21 protein-coding genes and 1 pseudogene are annotated in these 19,586 nt (G+C 69.4%); 10 read left to right on the plus strand and 12 right to left on the minus strand.

Annotated elements, in window-relative coordinates; genetic code table 11:
- Window positions 1-53: 53 nt before the first annotated feature.
- Window positions 54-1,268, minus strand: a complete 1,215-nt coding sequence (locus SSMG_RS29515) for a hypothetical protein (protein WP_009082090.1) — start codon at window positions 1,266-1,268, stop codon at window positions 54-56.
- A 190-nt stretch (window positions 1,269-1,458) separates the two neighbouring features.
- On the opposite strand from SSMG_RS29515, the gene SSMG_RS29520 reads away from it, so the two are divergent.
- Window positions 1,459-4,452: a BTAD domain-containing putative transcriptional regulator gene (locus SSMG_RS29520; protein ID WP_009082099.1), complete on the plus strand. Its 2,994-nt coding sequence runs from the start codon at window positions 1,459-1,461 to the stop codon at window positions 4,450-4,452.
- Between the two features lie 302 nt (window positions 4,453-4,754).
- Here SSMG_RS29520 and SSMG_RS29525 read toward each other — a convergent pair whose 3' ends face one another.
- The 5 genes from SSMG_RS29525 to SSMG_RS29545 form a co-directional block, all read right to left on the minus strand.
- The gene (locus SSMG_RS29525) at window positions 4,755-4,955 is read right to left on the minus strand and encodes a ferredoxin (RefSeq protein WP_037715235.1); all 201 of its coding nucleotides are present in this window, start codon (window positions 4,953-4,955) and stop codon (window positions 4,755-4,757) included.
- Window positions 4,952-5,995, minus strand: a complete 1,044-nt coding sequence (locus tag SSMG_RS29530; RefSeq protein WP_199786020.1) for an NADH-ubiquinone oxidoreductase-F iron-sulfur binding region domain-containing protein — start codon at window positions 5,993-5,995, stop codon at window positions 4,952-4,954. Before SSMG_RS29530 ends, SSMG_RS29525 begins: the two co-directional genes overlap by 4 nt.
- 66 nt (window positions 5,996-6,061) lie before the next feature.
- On the minus strand, window positions 6,062-6,625 hold the full coding sequence (locus SSMG_RS29535; protein ID WP_009082101.1) for a ferric reductase-like transmembrane domain-containing protein: 564 nt from the start codon (window positions 6,623-6,625) through the stop codon (window positions 6,062-6,064).
- On the minus strand, window positions 6,622-7,548 hold the full coding sequence (locus SSMG_RS29540) for an FAD:protein FMN transferase (protein WP_009082103.1): 927 nt from the start codon (window positions 7,546-7,548) through the stop codon (window positions 6,622-6,624). The genes SSMG_RS29535 and SSMG_RS29540 overlap by 4 nt, the downstream gene beginning before the upstream one ends.
- Window positions 7,545-7,823: a hypothetical protein gene (locus SSMG_RS29545; protein WP_037715238.1), complete on the minus strand. Its 279-nt coding sequence runs from the start codon at window positions 7,821-7,823 to the stop codon at window positions 7,545-7,547. The genes SSMG_RS29540 and SSMG_RS29545 overlap by 4 nt, the downstream gene beginning before the upstream one ends.
- A 103-nt stretch (window positions 7,824-7,926) precedes the next feature.
- Between SSMG_RS29545 and SSMG_RS29550 the strand changes: the two genes are divergently transcribed.
- The 4 genes from SSMG_RS29550 to SSMG_RS29565 all read left to right on the plus strand — a co-directional run bounded on the left by SSMG_RS29550 (window position 7,927) and on the right by SSMG_RS29565 (window position 12,676).
- Entirely contained in the window at window positions 7,927-9,015 is a 1,089-nt protein-coding gene (locus SSMG_RS29550) for a glycosyltransferase (protein ID WP_009082104.1), read from the plus strand.
- 68 nt (window positions 9,016-9,083) lie between these two features.
- Window positions 9,084-9,425 carry a hypothetical protein gene (locus SSMG_RS29555; RefSeq protein ID WP_009082106.1) on the plus strand — a complete coding sequence of 114 codons (342 nt, stop codon included), beginning with the start codon at window positions 9,084-9,086 and terminating at the stop codon, window positions 9,423-9,425.
- An 81-nt stretch (window positions 9,426-9,506) separates the two neighbouring features.
- Window positions 9,507-10,955, plus strand: coding sequence for an argininosuccinate synthase (argG, locus tag SSMG_RS29560; protein WP_009082108.1), 1,449 nt, complete (start codon window positions 9,507-9,509; stop codon window positions 10,953-10,955).
- 119 nt (window positions 10,956-11,074) lie between these two features.
- Window positions 11,075-12,676: a DUF885 domain-containing protein gene (locus SSMG_RS29565; protein WP_009082109.1), complete on the plus strand. Its 1,602-nt coding sequence runs from the start codon at window positions 11,075-11,077 to the stop codon at window positions 12,674-12,676.
- Here SSMG_RS29565 and SSMG_RS29570 read toward each other — a convergent pair.
- Complete coding sequence (locus SSMG_RS29570) at window positions 12,673-13,095, minus strand: Fur family transcriptional regulator (RefSeq protein WP_037715240.1); 423 nt, start codon at window positions 13,093-13,095, stop codon at window positions 12,673-12,675. The genes SSMG_RS29565 and SSMG_RS29570 overlap by 4 nt on opposite strands.
- A 118-nt stretch (window positions 13,096-13,213) precedes the next feature.
- Here SSMG_RS29570 and SSMG_RS29575 point away from each other — a divergent pair, with 118 nt between their 5' ends.
- The 3 genes from SSMG_RS29575 (at window position 13,214) to SSMG_RS29585 (ending at window position 15,204) form a co-directional block, all read left to right on the plus strand.
- On the plus strand, window positions 13,214-13,633 hold the full coding sequence (locus SSMG_RS29575; RefSeq protein ID WP_009082114.1) for a Fur family transcriptional regulator: 420 nt from the start codon (window positions 13,214-13,216) through the stop codon (window positions 13,631-13,633).
- Between the two features lie 106 nt (window positions 13,634-13,739).
- Window positions 13,740-14,606 carry an alpha/beta fold hydrolase gene (locus tag SSMG_RS29580; protein WP_009082116.1) on the plus strand — a complete coding sequence of 289 codons (867 nt, stop codon included), beginning with the start codon at window positions 13,740-13,742 and terminating at the stop codon, window positions 14,604-14,606.
- A 4-nt stretch (window positions 14,607-14,610) separates the two neighbouring features.
- Window positions 14,611-15,204, plus strand: coding sequence for a TetR/AcrR family transcriptional regulator (locus tag SSMG_RS29585; RefSeq protein ID WP_009082119.1), 594 nt, complete (start codon window positions 14,611-14,613; stop codon window positions 15,202-15,204).
- Here SSMG_RS29585 and SSMG_RS29590 read toward each other — a convergent pair.
- Window positions 15,197-15,862, minus strand: coding sequence for a YdcF family protein (locus SSMG_RS29590; protein WP_009082121.1), 666 nt, complete (start codon window positions 15,860-15,862; stop codon window positions 15,197-15,199). The two genes, SSMG_RS29585 and SSMG_RS29590, sit on opposite strands and share 8 nt — an antisense overlap.
- 15 nt (window positions 15,863-15,877) lie before the next feature.
- Window positions 15,878-16,645 (minus strand): GntR family transcriptional regulator, encoded by a 768-nt coding sequence (locus tag SSMG_RS29595; RefSeq protein WP_009082123.1) that lies wholly within the window; start codon window positions 16,643-16,645, stop codon window positions 15,878-15,880.
- A gap of 178 nt (window positions 16,646-16,823) precedes the next feature.
- Here SSMG_RS29595 and SSMG_RS47785 point away from each other — a divergent pair, with 178 nt between their 5' ends.
- Window positions 16,824-17,072 (plus strand): AMED_5909 family protein, encoded by a 249-nt coding sequence (locus SSMG_RS47785; protein ID WP_078560945.1) that lies wholly within the window; start codon window positions 16,824-16,826, stop codon window positions 17,070-17,072.
- Window positions 17,073-17,117: 45 nt separating this feature from the next.
- Here the strand turns inward: SSMG_RS47785 and SSMG_RS47275 are convergent.
- Window positions 17,118-17,511 (minus strand): annotated as a pseudogene (locus tag SSMG_RS47275) (aldehyde dehydrogenase family protein).
- On the minus strand, window positions 17,435-17,992 hold the full coding sequence (locus SSMG_RS47280; protein ID WP_050788314.1) for an aldehyde dehydrogenase family protein: 558 nt from the start codon (window positions 17,990-17,992) through the stop codon (window positions 17,435-17,437). The pseudogene SSMG_RS47275 and the gene SSMG_RS47280 overlap by 77 nt, the downstream one beginning before the upstream one ends.
- Window positions 17,993-18,193: 201 nt before the next feature.
- On the opposite strand from SSMG_RS47280, the gene SSMG_RS29605 reads away from it, so the two are divergent.
- A complete protein-coding gene (locus SSMG_RS29605; protein ID WP_009082126.1) occupies window positions 18,194-18,709 on the plus strand; it encodes a lytic polysaccharide monooxygenase auxiliary activity family 9 protein in 516 nt (171 codons plus the stop codon).
- Window positions 18,710-18,764: 55 nt separating this feature from the next.
- On the opposite strand, the gene SSMG_RS47790 is transcribed toward SSMG_RS29605, so the two are convergent.
- Window positions 18,765-19,562 (minus strand): nuclear transport factor 2 family protein, encoded by a 798-nt coding sequence (locus SSMG_RS47790; protein ID WP_100266926.1) that lies wholly within the window; start codon window positions 19,560-19,562, stop codon window positions 18,765-18,767.
- Between the last annotated feature and the right edge of the window lie 24 nt (window positions 19,563-19,586).

The raw sequence follows: 19,586 nt of genomic DNA on the forward strand, positions 1-19,586 counted from the left end.
CGGCAGCGCCCGCCGCCCCGGCAACGCGAGCCGCACGCGCGCGACCCCGGTGGTCACGCGTCCCACCCGGGCAGCGGCCTGGGCATCGCCGGCAGCGGCGGATACGCCACCGTGTCCGGTTCGGACAACTCCAGCAGCCGGTACATCGCCGACCGCAGGATCCCCGCCGAACAGTCGAGCCTCGTGCTCGCGACCGGCAGCACCTCCGCGGCAAGCCTCGGAGCCACGGCGATCGAGGCTTCTTCCTGGGCTTCGAGCGGCGCGTCCAGATCCAGCGGCTTCGCGTGCGCCCGCACGACGTCCGCGACGCTCCCGGCCTGCGGCCGCCCGTCCGGCAGCGACGCGAGCGTCACCGGCCTCCCGATGGCCGCCGCGTAGCCCGTGGTCGAGCCGTGGTCGCCGATCACCCAGTCAGCCGCGATCATCGTCGCCTGCCATCCCTGCTCGGGCGGGATCACCCGCAGCCGCCGGCACCCGGCGAGCCAGGCCGCGACCTGACGCCGCCCGTGCACCGCCCAGACGTTCGGATGCAACACCGCCGCCACCGCGTAACGGTCGTCCGGCAGCGCGTTCGCGATCGCTTCGTACATCCTCGGGACGCGGCCGAACGCCGAGTCAGTGAACCAGGTCGAACTCAGCACCACCAGCCGCCGCGAGCCGACGCCCAGCGCCCGCCGGTACCGCTCCCGCCGCCCGGTCGCCGCCCGCATCCCGTCAAGACAGAGGTCCCCGGCCACGACGGCCGCGGGCACCGCCTCCGGACAACGCTCGCGCAGTACTTCCACCTCCGCTTCGGTACCGAGGCCCAGCACCGCCGGGAGCACCCGCCCGCGAAACGTGAGCAGCTCCCGGTCCAGCTCGGTCGTTTCGATCGTCGCGCCGCCCGCTTTCCGGCTGAACCGGCGTCCGGGGACCTGCCCCACCCCGTGTCCGATCAGCATCAGCGGCCCGCGCACCTGGTCCAGGTTCCGGTGAGTGGCCGCCAGAACCAGATCGAACCGGTGCGCCACCGCCTGTTCCCACGGCAGCAGGAGCCCGTGCTGCGCCCGCACGTACTCCTCGACCCCGGCCCACCTGTCGGTGCTGTGCGGGACGGTGAACATCACCTGCACCCGCAAGTCCCGTTCGAGCAGCGAGATCAGCTCGAACAGCCGCGTACCCGCCGTGACGGTCGGAACGACCGCCAGCACGGCGCGGCACCCCGGCCGCGTAACCCGCGAGGCGGCGTCGAGACCGATCGGACCGCGTACCCACACGTCGTGCGCCATCTTCATCCCCTCCGTCCGGAAACCGACGAGCCGAGCCTGCGATCCGGTCCTGACCGAGGACTTCCCGCCGCTGGACACAAAGCGGACCGAAACCGGACAAGACAATTCCCCGGATGATCGTTGTCCCGAAGCGGTCGCCGATTCACCGGATCGATGCGAAACTGGGAAATCGACGAGGGAGGGACGTCGAATGGACTTCGCCTACGGAATTCTCGGGCAGACTGCGGTGCGGATGCACGGGAAGATGAACGAGCAGTGGGGTCAGCGGCAAACCCGGAATATTCTCGGAATCCTGCTCACCCGGCCGGGACAGCGCTTTTCCCAGGACTCCCTCATCTCCTGGCTGTGGGACGACGACCTGCCCGGAAACCCGCAAGAGGCCCTGTACAAGGCGGTGCACCGGCTGCGTGAGGCCCTCTCCGAAGCGCAGGTGCCCGTCGCGGTCCCGCGGTCCGGCGACGGCTATCTGGCCGAACTCGACGAGAGTCTCGTGGATGTCGCCGCCTTCCGGGAAATAATGCGAAATGCGCACTCGGCGGAGCGTTCCGGCGATCATGAAACAGCGTATGAATCAGCCGCCGCCGCACTTTCCTTATGGCGCGATGAACCGCTGGCAGAACTCCGCACCGAGCGCGCGGCCCAGTGGCGCGAGGACAAAATAAAGTCCATGTTGCTTCCCGCGCGAGAATTCCTGACGAGCCAATTGCTGGCGCTCGGCCGTCCCGACGAGGCCGCGGGAGCGCTGCAGGAACTGGATCCCGGCCACGCCGGCCGCCTGGCGTTCGTCAAGCTCCAGATCCAGGTCTACTACGCCCTCGGACAGTCCCGGCAGGCCCTGGCCCACTACCTCGACGCGCACCGGCGATTCCGCGACGCCGCCGACGACACCGCCAACGCCTTGCTGCGCGCCTTCCACGACGAAATCCGGGACCGCTACGAAAACCCGGTCTCCCCGCCCGCCGCCGCCCCGGTCCGCCGGGCCACGCCCCCGTCCCATCCGCTCCCCCGGGATCTCCGCGGCTTCATCAGCCGCGCCGACGCACTGGAAACCCTGGACGAATGGCTCCGCCCCGGCTCGCCGACCCGCTGGCCCGCCGTCGTGCTCAGCGGCCCGCCCGGCATCGGGAAAACCAGCCTCGCGGTCCACTGGGCGCACCGCGCCGCGGACTGGTTCCCCGACGGAACGATCTACCTGGACCTGCACGGCTTCGGCCCGGCCCCGCGGCTCGAACCTTCCGACATCGTCGACCGCCTCCTCCAGGAACTCGGCTACCCGGTCGACCACGTGGTGGACGCGACCGCCCGCGCCGCCGTCCTGCGCCGGCAACTCGCCGACCGCTCCGTGCTGGTGCTCCTCGACGACGCGGAGAACTCCGACCACGTCGACCAGTTGCTGAACGTGCTGTCCGAATGCACCGTGATCGTCACCTCGCGCCGCAGGCTCGGCGCGCTGACCCGGCGGCACGAACTCGCCGCCCTCAGTCTCAACCGCCTCGACGACCACGACTCCCTGGAACTGTTCGTCCGGCGCCTGAACGGCCGCGGCGAACGGGAACCCGGCGCGGCCCGCCGGATCGCACACCTCTGCGACGGGCTGCCGCTCGCGCTCACGCTGATCGCCGAGAGCGCGGCCCGCCGCCCGGGGCTGAGCCTCAGCACCATGCTCGAGCAGCTGCGCGACCCGGAAATGCTCCTGAGCATCGGCGACGACGGAGACGACCAAAGCCTGCGTGCCGCGTTTTCGTCGTCGTACCACCTGCTGGAACCGCCGAGCCAGGCCGTTTTCCGGCTCTTCGGCCACCATCCCGGCGCGGAAATCCACGTGGACACCCTGCTGTCCGCGGCCGGACGGCCCGCCGCGGAAACCCGGCGAGCGCTCGAAACCCTGGTGGCGTTGCACTTGATCGACCAGCCCGGCGACACGGACCGGTACCGGATCGTCTCGATCTTCCACCGTTACGCGCAGACGCTCAGCACCCAGGACTACGACCCGCGGCCGTTGCGCCGCTTGCTCTCGCACTACTGCACCACTGCGGACAACGCGCACCGGATGGCGCATCCGCACCGGGACCGGCCGCCGCGGCTCGCCCCCGAGCCGGACATCCGCCCGACGCGGTTCGAGACGCCTGCCGCGGCCCACCGCTGGTTCCTCCGCGAACGCACCAATCTCACCGCACTCGCCGCGCTCGCCGAGCAGCACCAGCTCTTCGACTACGCCTGCACCCTTCCGCATCTCATGCACGACACCTTCGTCGTCTACGGCTTCTACGACGAGATGACCACCGGGCTGGCCATCGCGGCCCGGGCCGCGCGAGCGAACCACGACTCTCACGCGGAAGGGTCGACCCTCAACGATCTGGGGGAACTACATCTCACGCTGAGCAACCACGAAGCGGCCGAGAAAGCACTCGCCCGGGCGCTCGAACTGGCCACCGACGACGCCTCGCCCATCGCGAAGCTGACCATCACCATCAACCTGGCCCGGCTCCACCGGCTGACCGGCCGGCCCGCGGAAGCGATCGCGCTGTTCCGCCGCTGCATCACGCACGCGCAGCGCAACCGCGACCTGGTCCGCGAGGCGAAGGCGGAGCAGTACCTCGGCGAGACCCTCGCCGAACTCGACCAGTACGAACGGGCGCTGCCGCACTACCACCGCGCCCTGCACCTGCGAGCGCTCACCGGCGACGTGTCCGGCCAAGCGGCCACCTGCATCACGCTGGCCGAACTCCATCTCGGCCAGGAGGAATTCGCCGTCGCCCACCGGCATTGCCAGCTGGCGCAGGCCCAGATCACCGGCGACCTCACCGCCGGGATGCGGCTGCGCACCGTGCAAGCCCGCCTCGCCGCGGCGGAGCGGGACGACCGGGCCGCGCTGCGGCTGTCCCAGGAAGCGGTCGAACTGGCCGAGCGGGCGCACAACGCGACCGGACAGGCGCGGGCGCTGGAGGCGTTCGCCGAGATCCTGTACGCACGCGGGAATCGCGAGGACGCCGTCGACGCCTGGACCCGCGCCGCCGCCTTCTACCGCGGCCGCGGCAAGGACGCCAAGGCCGCCCGCGTCGAGGAACGCCTAGCGGCGGCCCGCGACCCGCACCCGATTCCGCAGGCCAGGGACGGCGAGAGCGACGGGGAAAGCACCGTGGCCATGCCTTCTCCTCGCCGATCCGTAGCCCGCCGCGACTGAAAAGCGGGGGCCGCTTCGCCGTGTCACCCATCCGTAGGGCAATATCCTCCGCCTGAGTCCATCTGCAGTTGCAGACAACTCTGAGTAGATTCACTCAGAGGATTGTTCGCAGAGACCAGGCGGCTCAGGCGCAACGAGATCCATGTTGTGAACTATATTCACAAAATTGCCCGAGGAGTTCTACTTGACCAGCCTGGCGCCCACGCTGCTCAGCCTCTTGCCGGTGTCAATAATGGCACTGCATGCCATCAAGGATTGGTGGCGTTGTTGAACAGCCGCTAAATGCGACGCTGGCGTTGCGATCACTCCATTTTCCGGAGCCGCAACGCCAGCGCCGGACAAGCCGCCGCCGCTTTTCGGGCCTCCGCCAGCAGCGATTCGGGCACCGTTCCCCCGCGTACCACCGGGTAACCCCATTCGTCCACAGTGATCAGTTCCGGCAGCACGTCCGCGCACAAACCGTGTGCTCGGCAGGCGATCGGGTCGACCGTCAGGCGGTTCATGCCGCACCTGCCGTGATTCGGCACGAACCGGCGGTCAGGTGGGCGTGGACGTCGGCCGCGAAGACTCGCAAAGCGCTTGCCGCGAGGCGGACCGCTCCGTCCGGGTGGGCGCACGCGCCTCGTCCGCTGAGGAGCGGGAGGCGGCGGGCGAGACGGCCGGTCGCGTCCCGGCCGGACAGCAGGTCGGTGAAATCCGCGGCGACGGCCGGGAGTCCGAACATGCACGGTCCACATTGGCGGGCCGATTCTCCGGCCAGGGTATGGAGAATATTCCGGGTCAGTTCGACGCCGCAGTGAGAGTCCGGGAGCAAGTGCAACGAGGACAAGCCCGGTTCCCGGCCCAGCGGCAAAGGATCGGCCAGGGAACGCGGCATCCAGGTACCGCCGTAACCGCCGATCAGAACAGCTTGTGCGGTCACCGATCCGCCCGCGCGGGCGAGAATCGCGGAAACGGGAGTGTCCGCGGGGACTTCCATTACGCCGGGGCGCGCGACGGCTCCGGTGACGGTGACCAAGTCAGTCGGCACGAAACGGTCCGCGCCGGTGCGGGCGACGAGCGCGAAGCGGGCCAAGGTTTCGACATTCTGGACCAGCGTGGGGCGTCCGCGCAGACCGCGTTCGGTTGGGCGCGGGAATTTGCCGGTCGGACGGGCGTCGCCGGATCCCAAGAAGTGCACTAACGCGGTTTCTTCGCTCGCGACGTATCGATGCGGGACTGCGACTACCTTTACTGGCACTGCGTCCCGGCGTTCCGCCAACGCAGCCAGCACGCTTCGGTTGCCCTCGCGCAGGCAGAGATAAGCCTCGGTAGCGCCGACGGCATGCGCGGCGACCTGGATGCCGTCCAGCACCAGGTGCGGCGCAAGTTCCAGGAGGGCGCGATCCTTGCTGCTGAAGGGATCGCTCTCGCAGCCATTGGCGACCACAATGGACCGTCCCGGTGCGACAGAGCGCAGCTTCGCCGCCGCGGGGAAGCCCGCGCCACCGCGGCCGCGGATACCGGCGACGTCGATTTCGTGAATCAGTGCGTCGCGATCCAAGGCTGGGAGTCCACCATGGACAGACAGGTGGGCGGCCAGGTTGTTGCGGTGCGAAGGAAGCAAGAGTCACCTCCGAAGCGGAGTGAGGCGGCGCGCCTCGGTGTCGGGATTGGTACTGCCGAACCGCACGCTCGCGGCGGCCAGAACGGCGAGCAGGCACGCGATGTCCAGCGCGATCAGCAGCGGGCGCGCGCTGTCCGACGCGACGAGGCCGATGCTGTGCGCGAGCGCGACCGGCCAGCAAACGTAGGCCAGCCAATGCACCGCGCGCCACAACCGCGGCGGGATGCGGGTGCGCAGGAGACTGGTCACGACGATGGCGAGCAGCAAATCCACCGCTACCGCACCGATGCCGATCCAGAACGGTTCGTAGCCCGACACGAACGGAAGGACAACCGCCGGCCAGCTCAGGTCCACATAACCGTCGACGACCGCGAAGACGATGTGTGCGGCCAAAAACACGAGACTGGCCAGGGCGAGGTTCCGGTGCAGGTCCGCGAGGGCGAAGCGGGGCCAGCGCCGGGTCGCGAACCGGCCGGAGTTGAGAAAACCGAGCACCACGACGGCTGTCGAAAACACGAGCGAGACGATTCCGGTGGCACGGCTGAAATACCAGAGGGCGGAACTCACGACGCACGCTCCCGGCGATCCGCCGGCCACCCCGCCGTCGTCCGGACAGCACCGCGCGAACTCACCAACCGGGCGGGCAATCCGCGTGAACTCAGCCAGTCCAGCGCCGCCACGCCCAGGATGACCGAGGCGGTGCTGGCCGTGTTGGCGTCCACACAGGACTTCGCCGCGACCGAAACCGTTCGCCAGCACGGATCCGCCGATTCGCCCGTGCGCGGGTCGACGATGTGGTGCACCACGCGGCCACCGCGTCGCCACGTCCGCCGCGCGAGGCCGGAAGTGGCCAGGCCGCCGCTGGTGAGCGTGATGGTCGTGTCCGGATGGGCGACCGCGTCCGTGTGGTCGTCGCCGATCGCTATTTGCCAGCCACCTGCTGGCGCCGGGCCTGCCGCCGCGAGGTCGCCGCCGAGGTTCACCAGCACGCCGCAACCGGTACGGCCGGCGATCTCGGCGGCGGTCCGGTCCGCGGCAAAGGCTTTCGCGGTCGCGCCAAGGTCCAGCAGCACACCGCGCGGCAGCACGACGATCCGGCGGGCCGGTTCGAACAACACCCAATGCGAGCCGGGCGCGGGGACCGGCGCCGCGGCGGGTCCGTCGGCGATCTCGGCGAAGTCCCGGTCGTAGCCGAGCGCGGCCAGTGAACCGCCGACCGTCGGGTCGACCAGCCCGCCGCTCAGCCACGACGCGCGCAACGCCGCCGACAGCGCGTCGGCCAGCAGCGGGCTCACCTCCACCTCCCGGCCAGCGGCACGGTGGAGTGCCGAAATCTCCGAGTCTGTCCGGAATCGGCTGCAGGCCCGATCGAGTTCGGCGAGCCGCGTCCGCAGCAGCTCGGTCGCCCGGTCGAGCGCGGCTTCCTCGGTGACGAGCACCCGTGCGGTCGTGCCGAGCGCGGGAAACGCCGCCGAGTACGGCCCGGTCACGACGCGCCCGATCCGGTGTGCGCGTGCCTCGACCCGGAGCCGGGATCCTGCGCGGGCGCCTGCAACTGGTCCGAGGAGCTGGATCCGGCGGACGAACCAGTCCCGCCGGTGGACGCGCCGGTGCCGCTGGTGGACGGGGACGCGGCCGCCGTCAGCCCGTATCCGATGCCGCCGGCCGCCGCGACTCCGAGCACCGCCGCGACCGCGGTGACCAACGCCGTCCGGTGCCGGACGCGAGCCCGTTCCTCTTGCCTTCTCCTGATGTCCGGGTCCATGCCGGGTGTCCTCTCCGGTGGGGGAACACCCAGTCTCAGCCGCGAATCTATGAGTCCGCTGGGAGCGACCTGTCAGTTTGCTTCCAGTCACTACACTCCGCGCATGGGCACGGTCCTCGCGTGGGCGACGCTGGCGGTGTGGACCGGACTCGCGTTGTGCCACAGCTGGTTCTGGCGCACCGACCAGCGCCTGCCCGTGCTGGTCCGGCCGGACGCCTGGCCGTCTGTCGCCGTCGTGGTGCCCGCCCGCGACGAGGCCGCGCTGCTGCCGGAAACCCTGCCCACGCTGCTGCGCCAGACCTATCGCGGCGACGCGCGAGTCATCCTCGTGGACGACGGCAGCACCGACGGCACGACGGAAGTCGCCCGCTCGCTGACTGTCCCCAATGGACTCCCGCTCACCGTCACGAGCCCGGGCGAACCACCGGACGGCTGGACCGGCAAGCTCTGGGCCGTCGCGCACGGCGTCCGCGAGGCCGGAGACGTCGACTTCCTCCTGCTGACCGACGCTGATATCTCACACAGCCCCGACTCGCTGGAAACCCTCGTCGCCGCTGCCACCAGCGGCCGGGACCTGGTATCTCAGATGGCCGTTCTGCGCACCGCAACGTTCTGGGAGCGGCTGCTCGTGCCCGCTTTCGTCTACTTCTTCGCGATGCTCTACCCGTTCCGCCGCGTGAACTCCGCACGCTGGCGCACCGCCGCGGCGGCTGGCGGTTGCGTCCTCGTCCGCCGCGCGGCGCTCGAACGCGCCGGAGGAATCGCCGCGATCCGCGGTGCGGTCATCGACGACGTCGCGCTCGCCCGCGCGGTCGCGTCCGCGGGCGGCCGGATTTGGCTGGGTTACGCCACGAAAGTCTGGAGTGTCCGGCCGTATCCGCGGCTCTCGGACCTCTGGCGGATGGTGACCCGCAGCGCCTACACCCAGCTCCGACATTCGCCACTGCTGCTGGCCGGGACGGTCGTCGGCATGATCGCCGTGTTCCTCGCCCCGCCCGCACTCGCCCTGACCGGCTCGTGGCAAGCCGCTGTGGCGTGGTTGCTGATGGCGGCGACGTTCGTCCCGGTCGCCAGGTATTACCGCCAACCCCTGGTCGCGGGCGGGTGGCTGCCGTTCACCGCAGCCCTCTACACCCTGATGACGATCGACTCCGCCCGTCGCCGGACCGGCTGGAAGGGCCGCACTTACTGACCGAATTGGGCGCGACGCTCATCCGCAGATGTGCCAACCTTTCGGCATGACGTCGACCCGAAGGGGCAATGCCTCGTAGGAAGCCCAGCGCCGCCCAACCCGAAGCCCGCGACCAGTGGACCGAACGCGTTTCCCCAGCACTCGACCGGTATCGGCGCTTCCTGCGCCAGCCCGGCCGCTGGCTGTACGTGCCGTGGCCCGATTGCCCGTGCGGCGATCCCGTCGAAGCCCGCGACGAACTGGAAGCCGCCCTGCGCGCGCTCCCTCCCCGCGCCCGCGCGGACCTGCGCCGGGTCCTCGCCCCGCTCGATGCCGAGTTCCGGCGGAGAACCCTGCCCGACCCGGCGGCGAGTTCCCTCAGCCGCTGGCATGCCGAGGCGTGGTGGCGGCAGCGGCTGCACGAGCGGTGAAAGACCTGGAGAACCGCACGGAGAGCGAGTTCACACCACCCGGGGATGCACGTTCATACATCGTCGTGCATAATCATTCCTATGTCCAAGGTGCTCACTTCCCTTCCCGTCGGCGAGCGGGTCGGCATCGCGTTCTCCGGCGGCCTCGACACGTCCGTGGCGGTGGCGTGGATGCGCGACAAGGGTGCGGTTCCGTGCACCTACACCGCCGACATCGGCCAGTACGACGAACCCGACATCGCGTCCGTCCCCGGCCGTGCGCACGCCTACGGGGCGGAGCTCGCGCGGCTGGTCGACTGCAAGGAAGCCCTCGTCGAGGAGGGGCTCGCCGCGCTGACCTGCGGCGCCTTCCACATCCGCACCGGCGGGCGGGCCTACTTCAACACCACCCCGCTCGGCCGCGCGGTCACCGGCACCCTGCTGGTGCGCGCGATGCTGGAGGACGACGTCCAGATCTGGGGCGACGGCTCCACCTACAAGGGCAACGACATCGAGCGGTTCTACCGCTACGGCCTGCTGGCCAACCCGGGCCTGCGGATCTACAAGCCGTGGCTCGACGCCGCGTTCGTCGGCGAGCTCGGCGGCCGCAAGGAGATGTCGGAGTGGCTGGAGGCGCACAAGCTGCCCTACCGCGACAGCACCGAGAAGGCCTACTCCACCGACGCCAACATCTGGGGCGCCACGCACGAGGCGAAGTCGCTCGAGCACCTGGACACCGGCATCGAGATCGTCGAGCCGATCATGGGCGTGCGGTTCTGGGACCCGGAAGTCGAGATCGCGCCCGAGGACGTCACGATCGGCTTCGAGCAGGGCCGTCCGGTGACGATCAACGGCAAGGAGTTCGGCAGCGCGGTCGAGCTGGTCCTGGAGGCCAACGCGATCGGCGGGCGGCACGGGCTCGGCATGTCCGACCAGATCGAGAACCGGATCATCGAGGCCAAGAGCCGCGGCATCTACGAGGCCCCGGGCATGGCGCTCCTGCACGCGGCGTACGAGCGGCTGGTCAACGCGGTCCACAACGAGGACACCATCGCCAGCTACCACAACGAGGGCCGGCGCCTGGGCAGGCTGATGTACGAGGGCCGCTGGCTGGACCCCCAGGCGATGATGCTGCGCGAATCGCTGCAGCGCTGGGTCGGCACCGCCATCACCGGCGAGGTCACGCTGCGGCTGCGGCGCGGCGAGGACTACTCGATCCTCGACACGTCCGGCCCGGCGTTCAGCTACCACCCGGACAAGCTGTCGATGGAGCGCACCGAGGACTCCGCGTTCGGCCCGGTCGACCGGATCGGCCAGCTGACCATGCGGAACCTCGACATCGCCGACTCGCGCGCCAAGCTGGAGCAGTACGCGAGCCTCGGCATGGTCGGCGGCACCTCGCACCCCAAGCTGATCGGCGCCGCGCAGGCGGCCGCGACCGGCCTGATCGGCGCGATGCCCGAGGGCGGGGCCGAGACGATCGCGTCCCGGGGCCGGGCCGACGACGTCGAGCTGCTCGACCGCGCCGCGATGGAATCCGGCACGGACTGAGGCTTTCCTCCCGCGGATGCCCGCGTCGGCGCACCGGCGCGGGCATTCCCTCTATACCAGCGACCGCACCCCGCTAACGTCTCTATATTCGGGCGGCGGCTCCCGGCTAACGTGGCGGCGTGACCCCGATTTTTCAGCTGTCCGCCGACCACGTCACGGCGGAGGCAGCGCTCGATCCGATCGCCGCGACCCTGGACGGCGTGACCACCGACGCGACCGCGCTCACCGACCTCACCCCGGACGGTTTCGCGGCCCGAGCCGACCTGGCCCGGCGCACGCTCGCCACTCTCGCGACGCTGGCCCCCGAGTCCCGCGCGGACCGGATCGCGGCCGCGCATCTGCGGAACAGCCTCGAGACCGAGCTGGCCTGGCACGGGCTCGACGAGCCGTTCCGCCAGGTACAGGCCCATTTCGGCACGCTGAGTTCGATCGCCGATTCGGTCCGGCTGCTGCCGCGCCGCGACACGGACGACTGGCACGTCCTCGCGGTCCGGATGGCCGGGGTCGAAACGATGCTGGCCGGCTGGCAGAAGACGCTGCAGGCCGGTCTCGACCGGGGTCTGCGCGCGGCCCGTCGGCAAGCGCTGGAAACGGCGGCGCAGGCCGAGCGGTACGCGGGTGTCCACAATGCACTCGTCGAGGAGTACGGCGACGGGCCGCAGGCCGGCGAACTGCGTGCGGGGGCCGACGCCGCCCACCGCGGTTACGCGGCCCTCGCGCGGTTCCTGCGCGAGGATTACGCCCCGCACGCCACCGAAACCGACGGAGTCGGCGCCGAGCGTTACGCCGTCGCGGCCCGGCTTTCCCTCGGCGCGGACCTCGATCTCGCCGAGGCGTACGAATGGGGCTGGGCGGAACTTCAGCGCATCGAAACGGAAATCGCCGCCGAGGTCGCGAAGATCCAGCCTGGCGCGAGCGTGGCGGAAGTGCTTGCCCGGCTGGACGACGAGTGTTTTGTGACCGGTGAAGCGTCCTATTTGGACTGGCTGCGCGCCGCGCACGACCGGGCGCTGGAAGCGGCGAGCGAGCACTTCGACATCCCGGAACCGTTGCGCGCCTTGGATGTCGTGCTCGCGTACGGCTCCGCGTCGGGCTCGCCGTACTACACCGGGCCCGCCGAAGACGGCACCCGCCCCGGCCGCACGTGGTGGCCGCTGGGCGGGCGGGAGCGTTTCGCGACCTGGTCCGAGCTGACGACGGTGTTCCACGAAGGCGTTCCGGGACACCATCTGCAGATCGGCGTCGCGGGCCTGGCCGGGGACTCGGTCAGCCGCTACGCGCGCGTCCATTCAGTGAGCGGCCACGCGGAAGGCTGGGCACTGTACGCCGAACGCCTCGCCGACGAACTGGGCTGGTTCTCCGAACGCGGCACCCGGCTCGGCATGCTCGCCGGTTCCGCGCTGCGGGCCGCGCGCGTCGTGATCGACCTCGGCTCGCACCTCGATCTGCCGCTGCCGGACGGTTCCCGCTGGGACTTCGACACCGCGTGCCGCTTCCTGCACGAGCGCGGATTGGCCGCCGAACACCGGGTGCACGCCGAAATCGTGCGCTACCTCGGCTGGCCGGGCCAGGCGATCTCGTACAAGATCGGCGAACGCGCGTGGCTGCGGGCACGCGCCGAAGCGGCCGCCAAACCGGGATTCACGTTGCGCCAGTGGCACGAGGACGCGCTGGCCGTCGGCCCGGTCGGGCTCGCGGCGCTGCAGGACGCGCTGCGTTAAGCCTTGGCCTCGCAGTCCGCGCACATCCCCCACCACGTGATCTCGGCCTGGTCCACCCGGAAACCGGGCACCGGACCGGGTTCGAGGCACGGCGCGGCGCCGACCGCGCACGGCACGTCCTGGATCCGGCCGCAGCCGCGGCACACCAGGTGGTGGTGGTTGTCGTGGGTTTCGAGTTCGAACCGCGCGGGCGACCCCGCCGGTTCGAGCGGGCGCAGCAGGCGGGCGCCGACGAGGTCCTCGAGCACGTTGTAAAGACCCTGCCGGGACAGCGCGCCGACGGCCCCGTCGGCGTCGAGCACCGTCGCGATTTCCGCGGCCGTGACGTGCGGGGTTCGCGCGACCGCGGCCAGCACCGCACGCCGCTGCGGCGTGTTGCGCAGACCCTTGTCGCGCAGGCGCGCCCCGAACTCGTCCATGGCCCGGATGGTACCCGCAGAGTTGACCGGATCAATTCTGGCGTGCAGTGGCTCACAGTCCCAGAGTTGACCCGTTCTTACATTTGACTGGATCAACTGTGCGGACTACAAAGGAACCGTGCTCACGACCTCCGCACCCCTCCCGTCCAGCGCCGACGCCGGAACCCGGCTCCGGCGCGCCGGCCTGCGCGTGACGACCGCCCGGCAGGTCGTGCTGGAAGTGCTGGCCGAAAACCCGCACGTGACCGTCGCGGAACTGCTGCCGCTGGTCCGCGCGCGGCTGTCGATGGCGTCCACGAGGGGCGTCCACGACGTGCTGACCACCGGCGTCGCGGCCGGTCTCGTCCACCGCTTCGACCACGTCGGCGTCGCGCAACGCTACGAGCTTTCCGGTTTCGACCACCGCCACCTGCTGTGCCGCCGCTGCGGACGGCTGGAGGCAATCCCCGGCACGCCGGCGGAATCCGCCGAGGAAACGGTGTCCGGCCTGTGCTCGCGCTGCGATTCGGCTGAGCAGCTCTCCGCATCCGCCTCCTAGTCAAGAACCGCCCCCGCCGACCAGGGTCGAGGCAACCCCTGGCCAGCGGGGGCATTACCGCAGAGGTAATTTACATACAGACTGCATGTATGTATCTTCGGTCAGCATGAGCGGATACGAAGAACTCGGCACTGCCCGGCACGTCAACCTCCCCCAAGGCGAACTCCGGTACTTCGAGCACGGACGCGGCCGCCCGGTCGTTTTCGTGCACGGCGTGCTCACCAGCGCCCTGCTGTGGCGCAAGGTCGTCCCGTCCGTCGCGGACGCCGGATTCCGTTGCCTGGCCCCGGATCTCCCGCTGGGCGCGCACCCGGTCCCGATGCGTTCGGACGCCGACCTCAGCGCGCCCGGCCTGGCCACCCTCCTGGGCGATTTCCTCACCGCGCTGGACCTGGAGGACGTCATCCTGGTCGCCAACGACACCGGCGGCGCCATCACGCAACTGCTGCTCGCGCGCTATCCGGAGCGGGTCGGACGGGTCGTGCTGACGCCGTCGGACAGCTTCGAGTACTTCTTCCCGCCGATCTTCCGGCCGTTGCCGAAGGTCGCGCGGATTCCCGGTTCGATGGCGGTGCTCGGCCAGCTGCTGCGGATCAAGGCGCTGTACCGCTCGCCGCTGCTGTTCGGTTGGGTCACGAAGCGCCCGCTGCCGCCGGACGTCGCCGACGAGTACCTGGGCAAACTGCGGAAATCGCCTGGCCTGCGAAGGGATTTGCGCAAGTTCCTGCGCACTGTCGACTCGAGCCACACCCTCGCCGCGGCGGAGAAACTGCGCCAGTTCAAGCGTCCGGTGCTGCTCGTGTGGCCGCCGGAGGAGAAACTGTTCCCGATCAGCCTCGCGCACCGCTTGGCGGAGGTTTTGCCGGACGCGGAACTCGTCGAGGTCCCGGACTCGTACACCTTCGTCTCGGAGGACCAGCCGGCCGCACTGGCCGGGCACATCACGCGCTTCGCCGCCGCCATGGCAGATTAGGTGCGTGCGACGTACCCAGCAAGAACGCTCCGACGCGACGCGAGCCGCACTGATCAAGGCCGCCCGCGACCTCTTCGGCGCCCGCGGCTATCACGACGTGCCCGCCGAGGAAATCACTCGCACGGCAGGCGTCACGCGGGGCGCGCTGTACCACCACTTCGGCGACAAACAGGGCCTGTTCCGAGCCGTGGTCGAAGTGCTGGAACGGGAATTGACCGCCGAGGTCTCCGCAGTCCTCGACGGTGCCGCGGACCCGCTTTCCGGGCTTTCTTCCGCACTGGGCGTTTTCCTGGACGCCTGCCTGCGCCCGGACGTCCGGCGTATTTCGCTGACCGACGCCCCGGCCGTACTGGGCTGGGATGCCTGGCGAGACCTGGAAGCCGAGTACGGCCTGGGGCTGGTCGCGGAAAACCTGGCGGCCGCGCGGGAAGCCGGGTTGATCGTGGATACGCCGGTGGATGCCCTGGCGCAGCTGGTCCTGGCGGCGGTGATGGAAGCGGCGCGGATGATCGCCAACGCGGACGACCCGGACCGCGTGCGGGGGGATGTGCAGCAGGTGTTTTCGGGGTGGTTGAGCGGGTTGTTGCGGCCTAGGTGAGGAGTCTGGCGGTGTACCCGTGCGTCACCAAACTTTGGAAGGCTCGGTCGACCTGGCCCGGAAGGTCTTGGGGTATCGCGAATCCTCGCTGGGCATAGAGGCTTATCCGCTGCGTGTCGCCGACCAGCATATTGACGACGCGATCTACGTCGCCGATGCTCCGGATGTACTCGTCCAACGGCAATGGCTGGGAGGCGCACAGCACTTTTACCTCGGGCCAGAGCTTCCGGCACGTCGCGTAGGCCCGCCGTTGTTGGTAGGGACGCGAAATCAACGTGACCGAATCGACTTTTGTCCCGCGTGCTTCCAGCAACTCCCGGCTCCGCGCGATGTTGTCTCCGGTGTTGCGGGCCGTTGGCTCGACCAGGATCGCGTCGTCGGGAACACCCAGCTCCAACGCGTGCTCGCGGTAGTGCACGGCTTCCCCGCGCGGAAATCGGTCTACGGTGGTGGGCGCGTTGGCTCCGGTGAAGACGATCTGCCGGAAGCAGCCCTGCTGGTACAGCTCCGCCGTATAGGCAGCGACGCCGAGATCGTGACTCCCCAGACCGATTCCGACGTCAGTGGGCCGGAGCTCGTGGTGCAGGTCGTGGTAATCCCAGAGTGTCTGAACGTCGGCGCGGAGATGCTCCGGCAGGGCGATCGGGCTCTCGGGCATGCGGGGACTCCGGAGTCAGTCGGGGATCTTGAACGTATAGGACCAGGAGAACCGGCTTGCCGCGTGGACGCCTCGCGCGAACTCCACGACGCGACCCTCCGCGGTGGAGGTGCGGCGATGCAAGACCATCACGGGTTCGCCTGCGGGGAGTTCCAACGTCTCGATCTCGTCCGGCGTGGGCATGCGCGAGCAGACGGTCTCGCTGATCGTGTCGGGTTCGAGCCCTTGCAGGGTGAGAACCAGGAAGCCGCCGCCGCGACCGGCTGGTCCCGGGGTCTCGTCGACAAGACGAGTTCCCTCAACGTCCTCGGGCCGGTAGTAGCTGGAGAGGGTATGCGTGGGGCGGCCCGCATCCTTGACCAGGCGCGCCCGCTCGTAGACGGATGACCCGACCTCGACACCCAGCGCTTCGGCGATCTCAGCATCGGCCTCGACTCGCGAAACGGTCTGCGTCTGATCAGCAGACTTCCACTCGCGGCCGGACGCTTCGCGGTCGGCGACGAACGCGACCGTGTCTCCGTATTTCCATTTGCTCTTGGCATAGCGCTCCACGCCGAGGCGCTTCATAGGCGGACGCGCACGAACGACAGTGCCGCGCCGGCGGATCGGCGTGACCAGTCCTTCGGCCTCCAGGACGCCAACGGCTTTACGGACCGTGTTGATGTTGACGCCGTAGTCCTGAGCCAGCTCCTCCTGCTTCGGCAGTGTCGAATCCGGCGCGTATTCGCCCCGCTGGATCGCCTCGCGCAGGCTCGCGGCCAGGTCGCGGTACCCGATGCCCACGTCGTCCTCCTCCGTCCGGCGATAACGCTAGCGGTATCAACTCTGTCCGACCCAGAAGACTAGACAGGAGTAGCTCTATTGATAACTTCTGGAGTTGAATGCCTAATAGAACTACTTCTATCTCGATACGACCTAGCAGGCTTCGGCAGCCGGACTCCTCAGCGGAAGGACAAGAACCATGGAGAACAAAGTCGAACCAGCAACGTTGCACGCCGCGCACGCCTCCGCGATAACCCGACGTCCAACGTCCGGCGCGACCCGTTCAGCCTGGGCGGCTTTTCACCTCGCGAACGCGCGGATATACCGGACTGTCGCGGATCATGACCGCTGGCACCATCACGAGGCTCTCTACTGGGCCGGCTACGAAGAGCGCCAGGCCGCAAGGTTTTGCCCACCGTCCGACGAGAACCAGAGCGAACCGGATTAGTCCACACCAGACTTCGACCTCCCGGCCGCCGAGGGCTGCCACGACTCAAAACCGGATCGACTTCTGGTTCATGAGCTCCTCGATCACCGACGGCCCCAACCCCCGCCCCATCCCCGAGCGTTTGCTCCCCTCGAACGGCAAATCCGCCTGCGACCCGCCGGATTTGCTGAAATACACCATCCCCGCCACCAGCCGATCCGCCGCCCTGCGCAACCGGACCAGATCGGCGCCCAAAACCGACGCGCCCAAACCGAACGGCGAGTCGTTCGCGATCTCGATCGCGTGCTCATCCGATTCCGTCCGGAACAAGATCGCCACCGGCCCGAATCTCCTCCCGGTAAGCGTCCATCTCCGGCGTGACGTCAGCCAAAACCGTCGCCTCCGGGTACGCACCCTCCCCGCGACGTCCGCCGGTACACAGCGTCCCGCCCTGCTCCACCGCGCGGGCGACCCGCTTCCGCCGCCACTGAGATACCAGCCTGTTGGCTGCCCGTCAGGGAAACGCCTTGAATGCGCGGATCAGCGAGACTCATCGGGACCTTGCGGCTGGACGCGAAAAGGTTCACGCACGCATCGTCCGGTACGCCTGCTTCGTGCAGAATCTTCTCGATCGCCAGCGCCGAGCGCGGGCAGATCGACGCGTGCTTCAGCAGAATCGTATTGTCCAGCACCAGATTCGGCGCGACGAACCGCGCCACCTGGCTCCGCTTGCCCATCGCCAAGGTCATGACGGCGGCCAGTTCGTCGGCCCGTTCCTCGAAAAGGTCCGGGGCACGGGCGACGATCGCTGCCCGTTCCGCTACCGCACAAGCCCGCCAGCTTCGATATCCGTGCCCAACACCCTCGATTGCCGCGCGAACCTCCGCGTCGGTCGCGTTCTCGATTCCCTCGATCAGCTGGCCCGCGGCCGGGTCGGTCACCGGGTACACCGGGTAGCCCGGGCATAGATGACGCAGGGTAGCTGATTCTTGACCGAGCGCGGGCGTCCGAGTATGGTCTAGACCACAAATCTCCCCACCCCCACCGCCCGCGCACCACCCCACCGCGGGCTCGTCGGTCGTGCCGTGGCTCGTCCGGCCGCCCTCCGGCGCGGGAGCGGGCCCGGCTTCGAAGGAGCCACCATGCCCCGCAAACGCACGATGCTCGCCGCACTCGGCGGCGCGGTCCTCGCTCCGGTGCTGATGCTGATCGGCCCCGGCATCGCCAGCGCGCACGGCTACGTCAACTCCCCGCCGAGCCGGCAGGCCCAGTGCGCGGACGGAACGGTGTCCTGCGGCGACATCAAATGGGAACCGCAGAGCGTCGAAGGGCCCAAGGGCCTGCAGAGCTGCAGCGGCGGCAACGACCGGTTCGCCGACCTCGACGACGACAGCAAGGGCTGGAAGGTCACCCAGGTCGGCAGCCAGGTCACCTTCACCTGGGTGTTCACCGCGCGCCACCGCACCAGCGACTACGAGTACTTCATCGGCGGCAACCAGGTCGCGAGCTTCAGCGGCGACGACCAGGCCCCGCCGGAAACCGTGTCGCACCAGGTCGACCTGAGCGGTTACCCCGGACAGCAGAAGGTGCTCGCGGTGTGGAACATCGCGGACACCGGCAACGCGTTCTACGCCTGCATCGACCTGAACGTTTCCTGACCGCGCGGAAATGCCGGGCAGCCGGGCGGAATTCCCGTACCGGCCGCCCGGCGTTTCATCCGGCGAACGCCTCGGCGACGGCGAGGCTGTCTTCGTAAACGTGGTATCGCGTGATCAATCCTCCGTCGACGGTCAGGCACACCGCGAAGGTCGTCGCGAACCGTTTGCCGGTCAGCTTGACCGTTTGGGCGCTCGTGCCGACGAGCACCGCGTCCGCGCCGTCGACGAGGATCCGGTCGACCCGGACGTCGCTTTCCTCTGGCACACAAGCACTTCCGAGCGTCCGGAAGTGGTCCGCGACGTCCGCCAGGGAAGAACGCGGGCGGATCCACGGCACGACGGGATGCTCCGGTTCCGGCCAGCTCACCCGCCAGTCGACCGGTTCCGCGAAAAGCTCCGCGATCCGGTCCGGTTCGCCCTGTTCGAGCCGGCGCAGGAATTCGGCCACCACCGCCCGGGCGTCCGAGCCCTCGGGACGCGGCGGCTCGGCGAACTGGCAATCGCGCCGGATCAGTCCGTCCTCGCCGAGTTCGAGCACGATAAGCCCGGTCAAGGCGACCTCCCCGCCCGCCGCGGGGACCATCTCGGTGGTGAACCGGATCATGCCGTGGAGGCCTGCCGCGTCTCCGGCGGACCGGAAGACGAATCCCCCTCCGGCGACGAATTCCTCGAAAGCCTCGCTGACCCGGCGCTCCAGCGCCTGGTGGCCCCGATACTCCGCGGACTCGGTGAACTGCACCCCGTCCTCGGCCCACAACGAGGCGACCGCCGCGCGCCGGGCGGCCGGGTCGGATTCGTTCCACACTGCGACATACCGCTCGACGAACTCGCCAGCGTCCATTTCCTTGTGCATGCCCGGACGCTAACCGCGCTCCAC

Origin of the sequence: Streptomyces sp. AA4 (assembly GCF_000158875.1) — a bacterium.
Taxonomy (GTDB): domain Bacteria; phylum Actinomycetota; class Actinomycetes; order Mycobacteriales; family Pseudonocardiaceae; genus Amycolatopsis.

Bases quoted from the DNA above. Each gene is read 5' to 3' on its own strand.
- SSMG_RS29590 (WP_009082121.1), bottom strand. From the start codon at position 15,862: ATGCCCGAGAGCCCGATCGCCCTGCCGGAGCATCTCCGCGCCGACGTT.
- argG (WP_009082108.1), top strand. From the start codon at position 9,507: ATGTCCAAGGTGCTCACTTCCCTTCCCGTCGGCGAGCGGGTCGGCATC.
- SSMG_RS47785 (WP_078560945.1), top strand. From the start codon at position 16,824: ATGGAGAACAAAGTCGAACCAGCAACGTTGCACGCCGCGCACGCCTCC.
- SSMG_RS29555 (WP_009082106.1), top strand. From the start codon at position 9,084: ATGCCTCGTAGGAAGCCCAGCGCCGCCCAACCCGAAGCCCGCGACCAG.
- SSMG_RS29570 (WP_037715240.1), bottom strand. From the start codon at position 13,095: ATGGACGAGTTCGGGGCGCGCCTGCGCGACAAGGGTCTGCGCAACACG.
- SSMG_RS29605 (WP_009082126.1), top strand. From the start codon at position 18,194: ATGCCCCGCAAACGCACGATGCTCGCCGCACTCGGCGGCGCGGTCCTC.
- SSMG_RS47790 (WP_100266926.1), bottom strand. From the start codon at position 19,562: ATGCACAAGGAAATGGACGCTGGCGAGTTCGTCGAGCGGTATGTCGCA.
- SSMG_RS29520 (WP_009082099.1), top strand. From the start codon at position 1,459: ATGGACTTCGCCTACGGAATTCTCGGGCAGACTGCGGTGCGGATGCAC.
- SSMG_RS29580 (WP_009082116.1), top strand. From the start codon at position 13,740: ATGAGCGGATACGAAGAACTCGGCACTGCCCGGCACGTCAACCTCCCC.
- SSMG_RS29525 (WP_037715235.1), bottom strand. From the start codon at position 4,955: ATGAACCGCCTGACGGTCGACCCGATCGCCTGCCGAGCACACGGTTTG.
- SSMG_RS29515 (WP_009082090.1), bottom strand. From the start codon at position 1,268: ATGGCGCACGACGTGTGGGTACGCGGTCCGATCGGTCTCGACGCCGCC.
- SSMG_RS29550 (WP_009082104.1), top strand. From the start codon at position 7,927: ATGGGCACGGTCCTCGCGTGGGCGACGCTGGCGGTGTGGACCGGACTC.
- SSMG_RS29545 (WP_037715238.1), bottom strand. From the start codon at position 7,823: ATGGACCCGGACATCAGGAGAAGGCAAGAGGAACGGGCTCGCGTCCGG.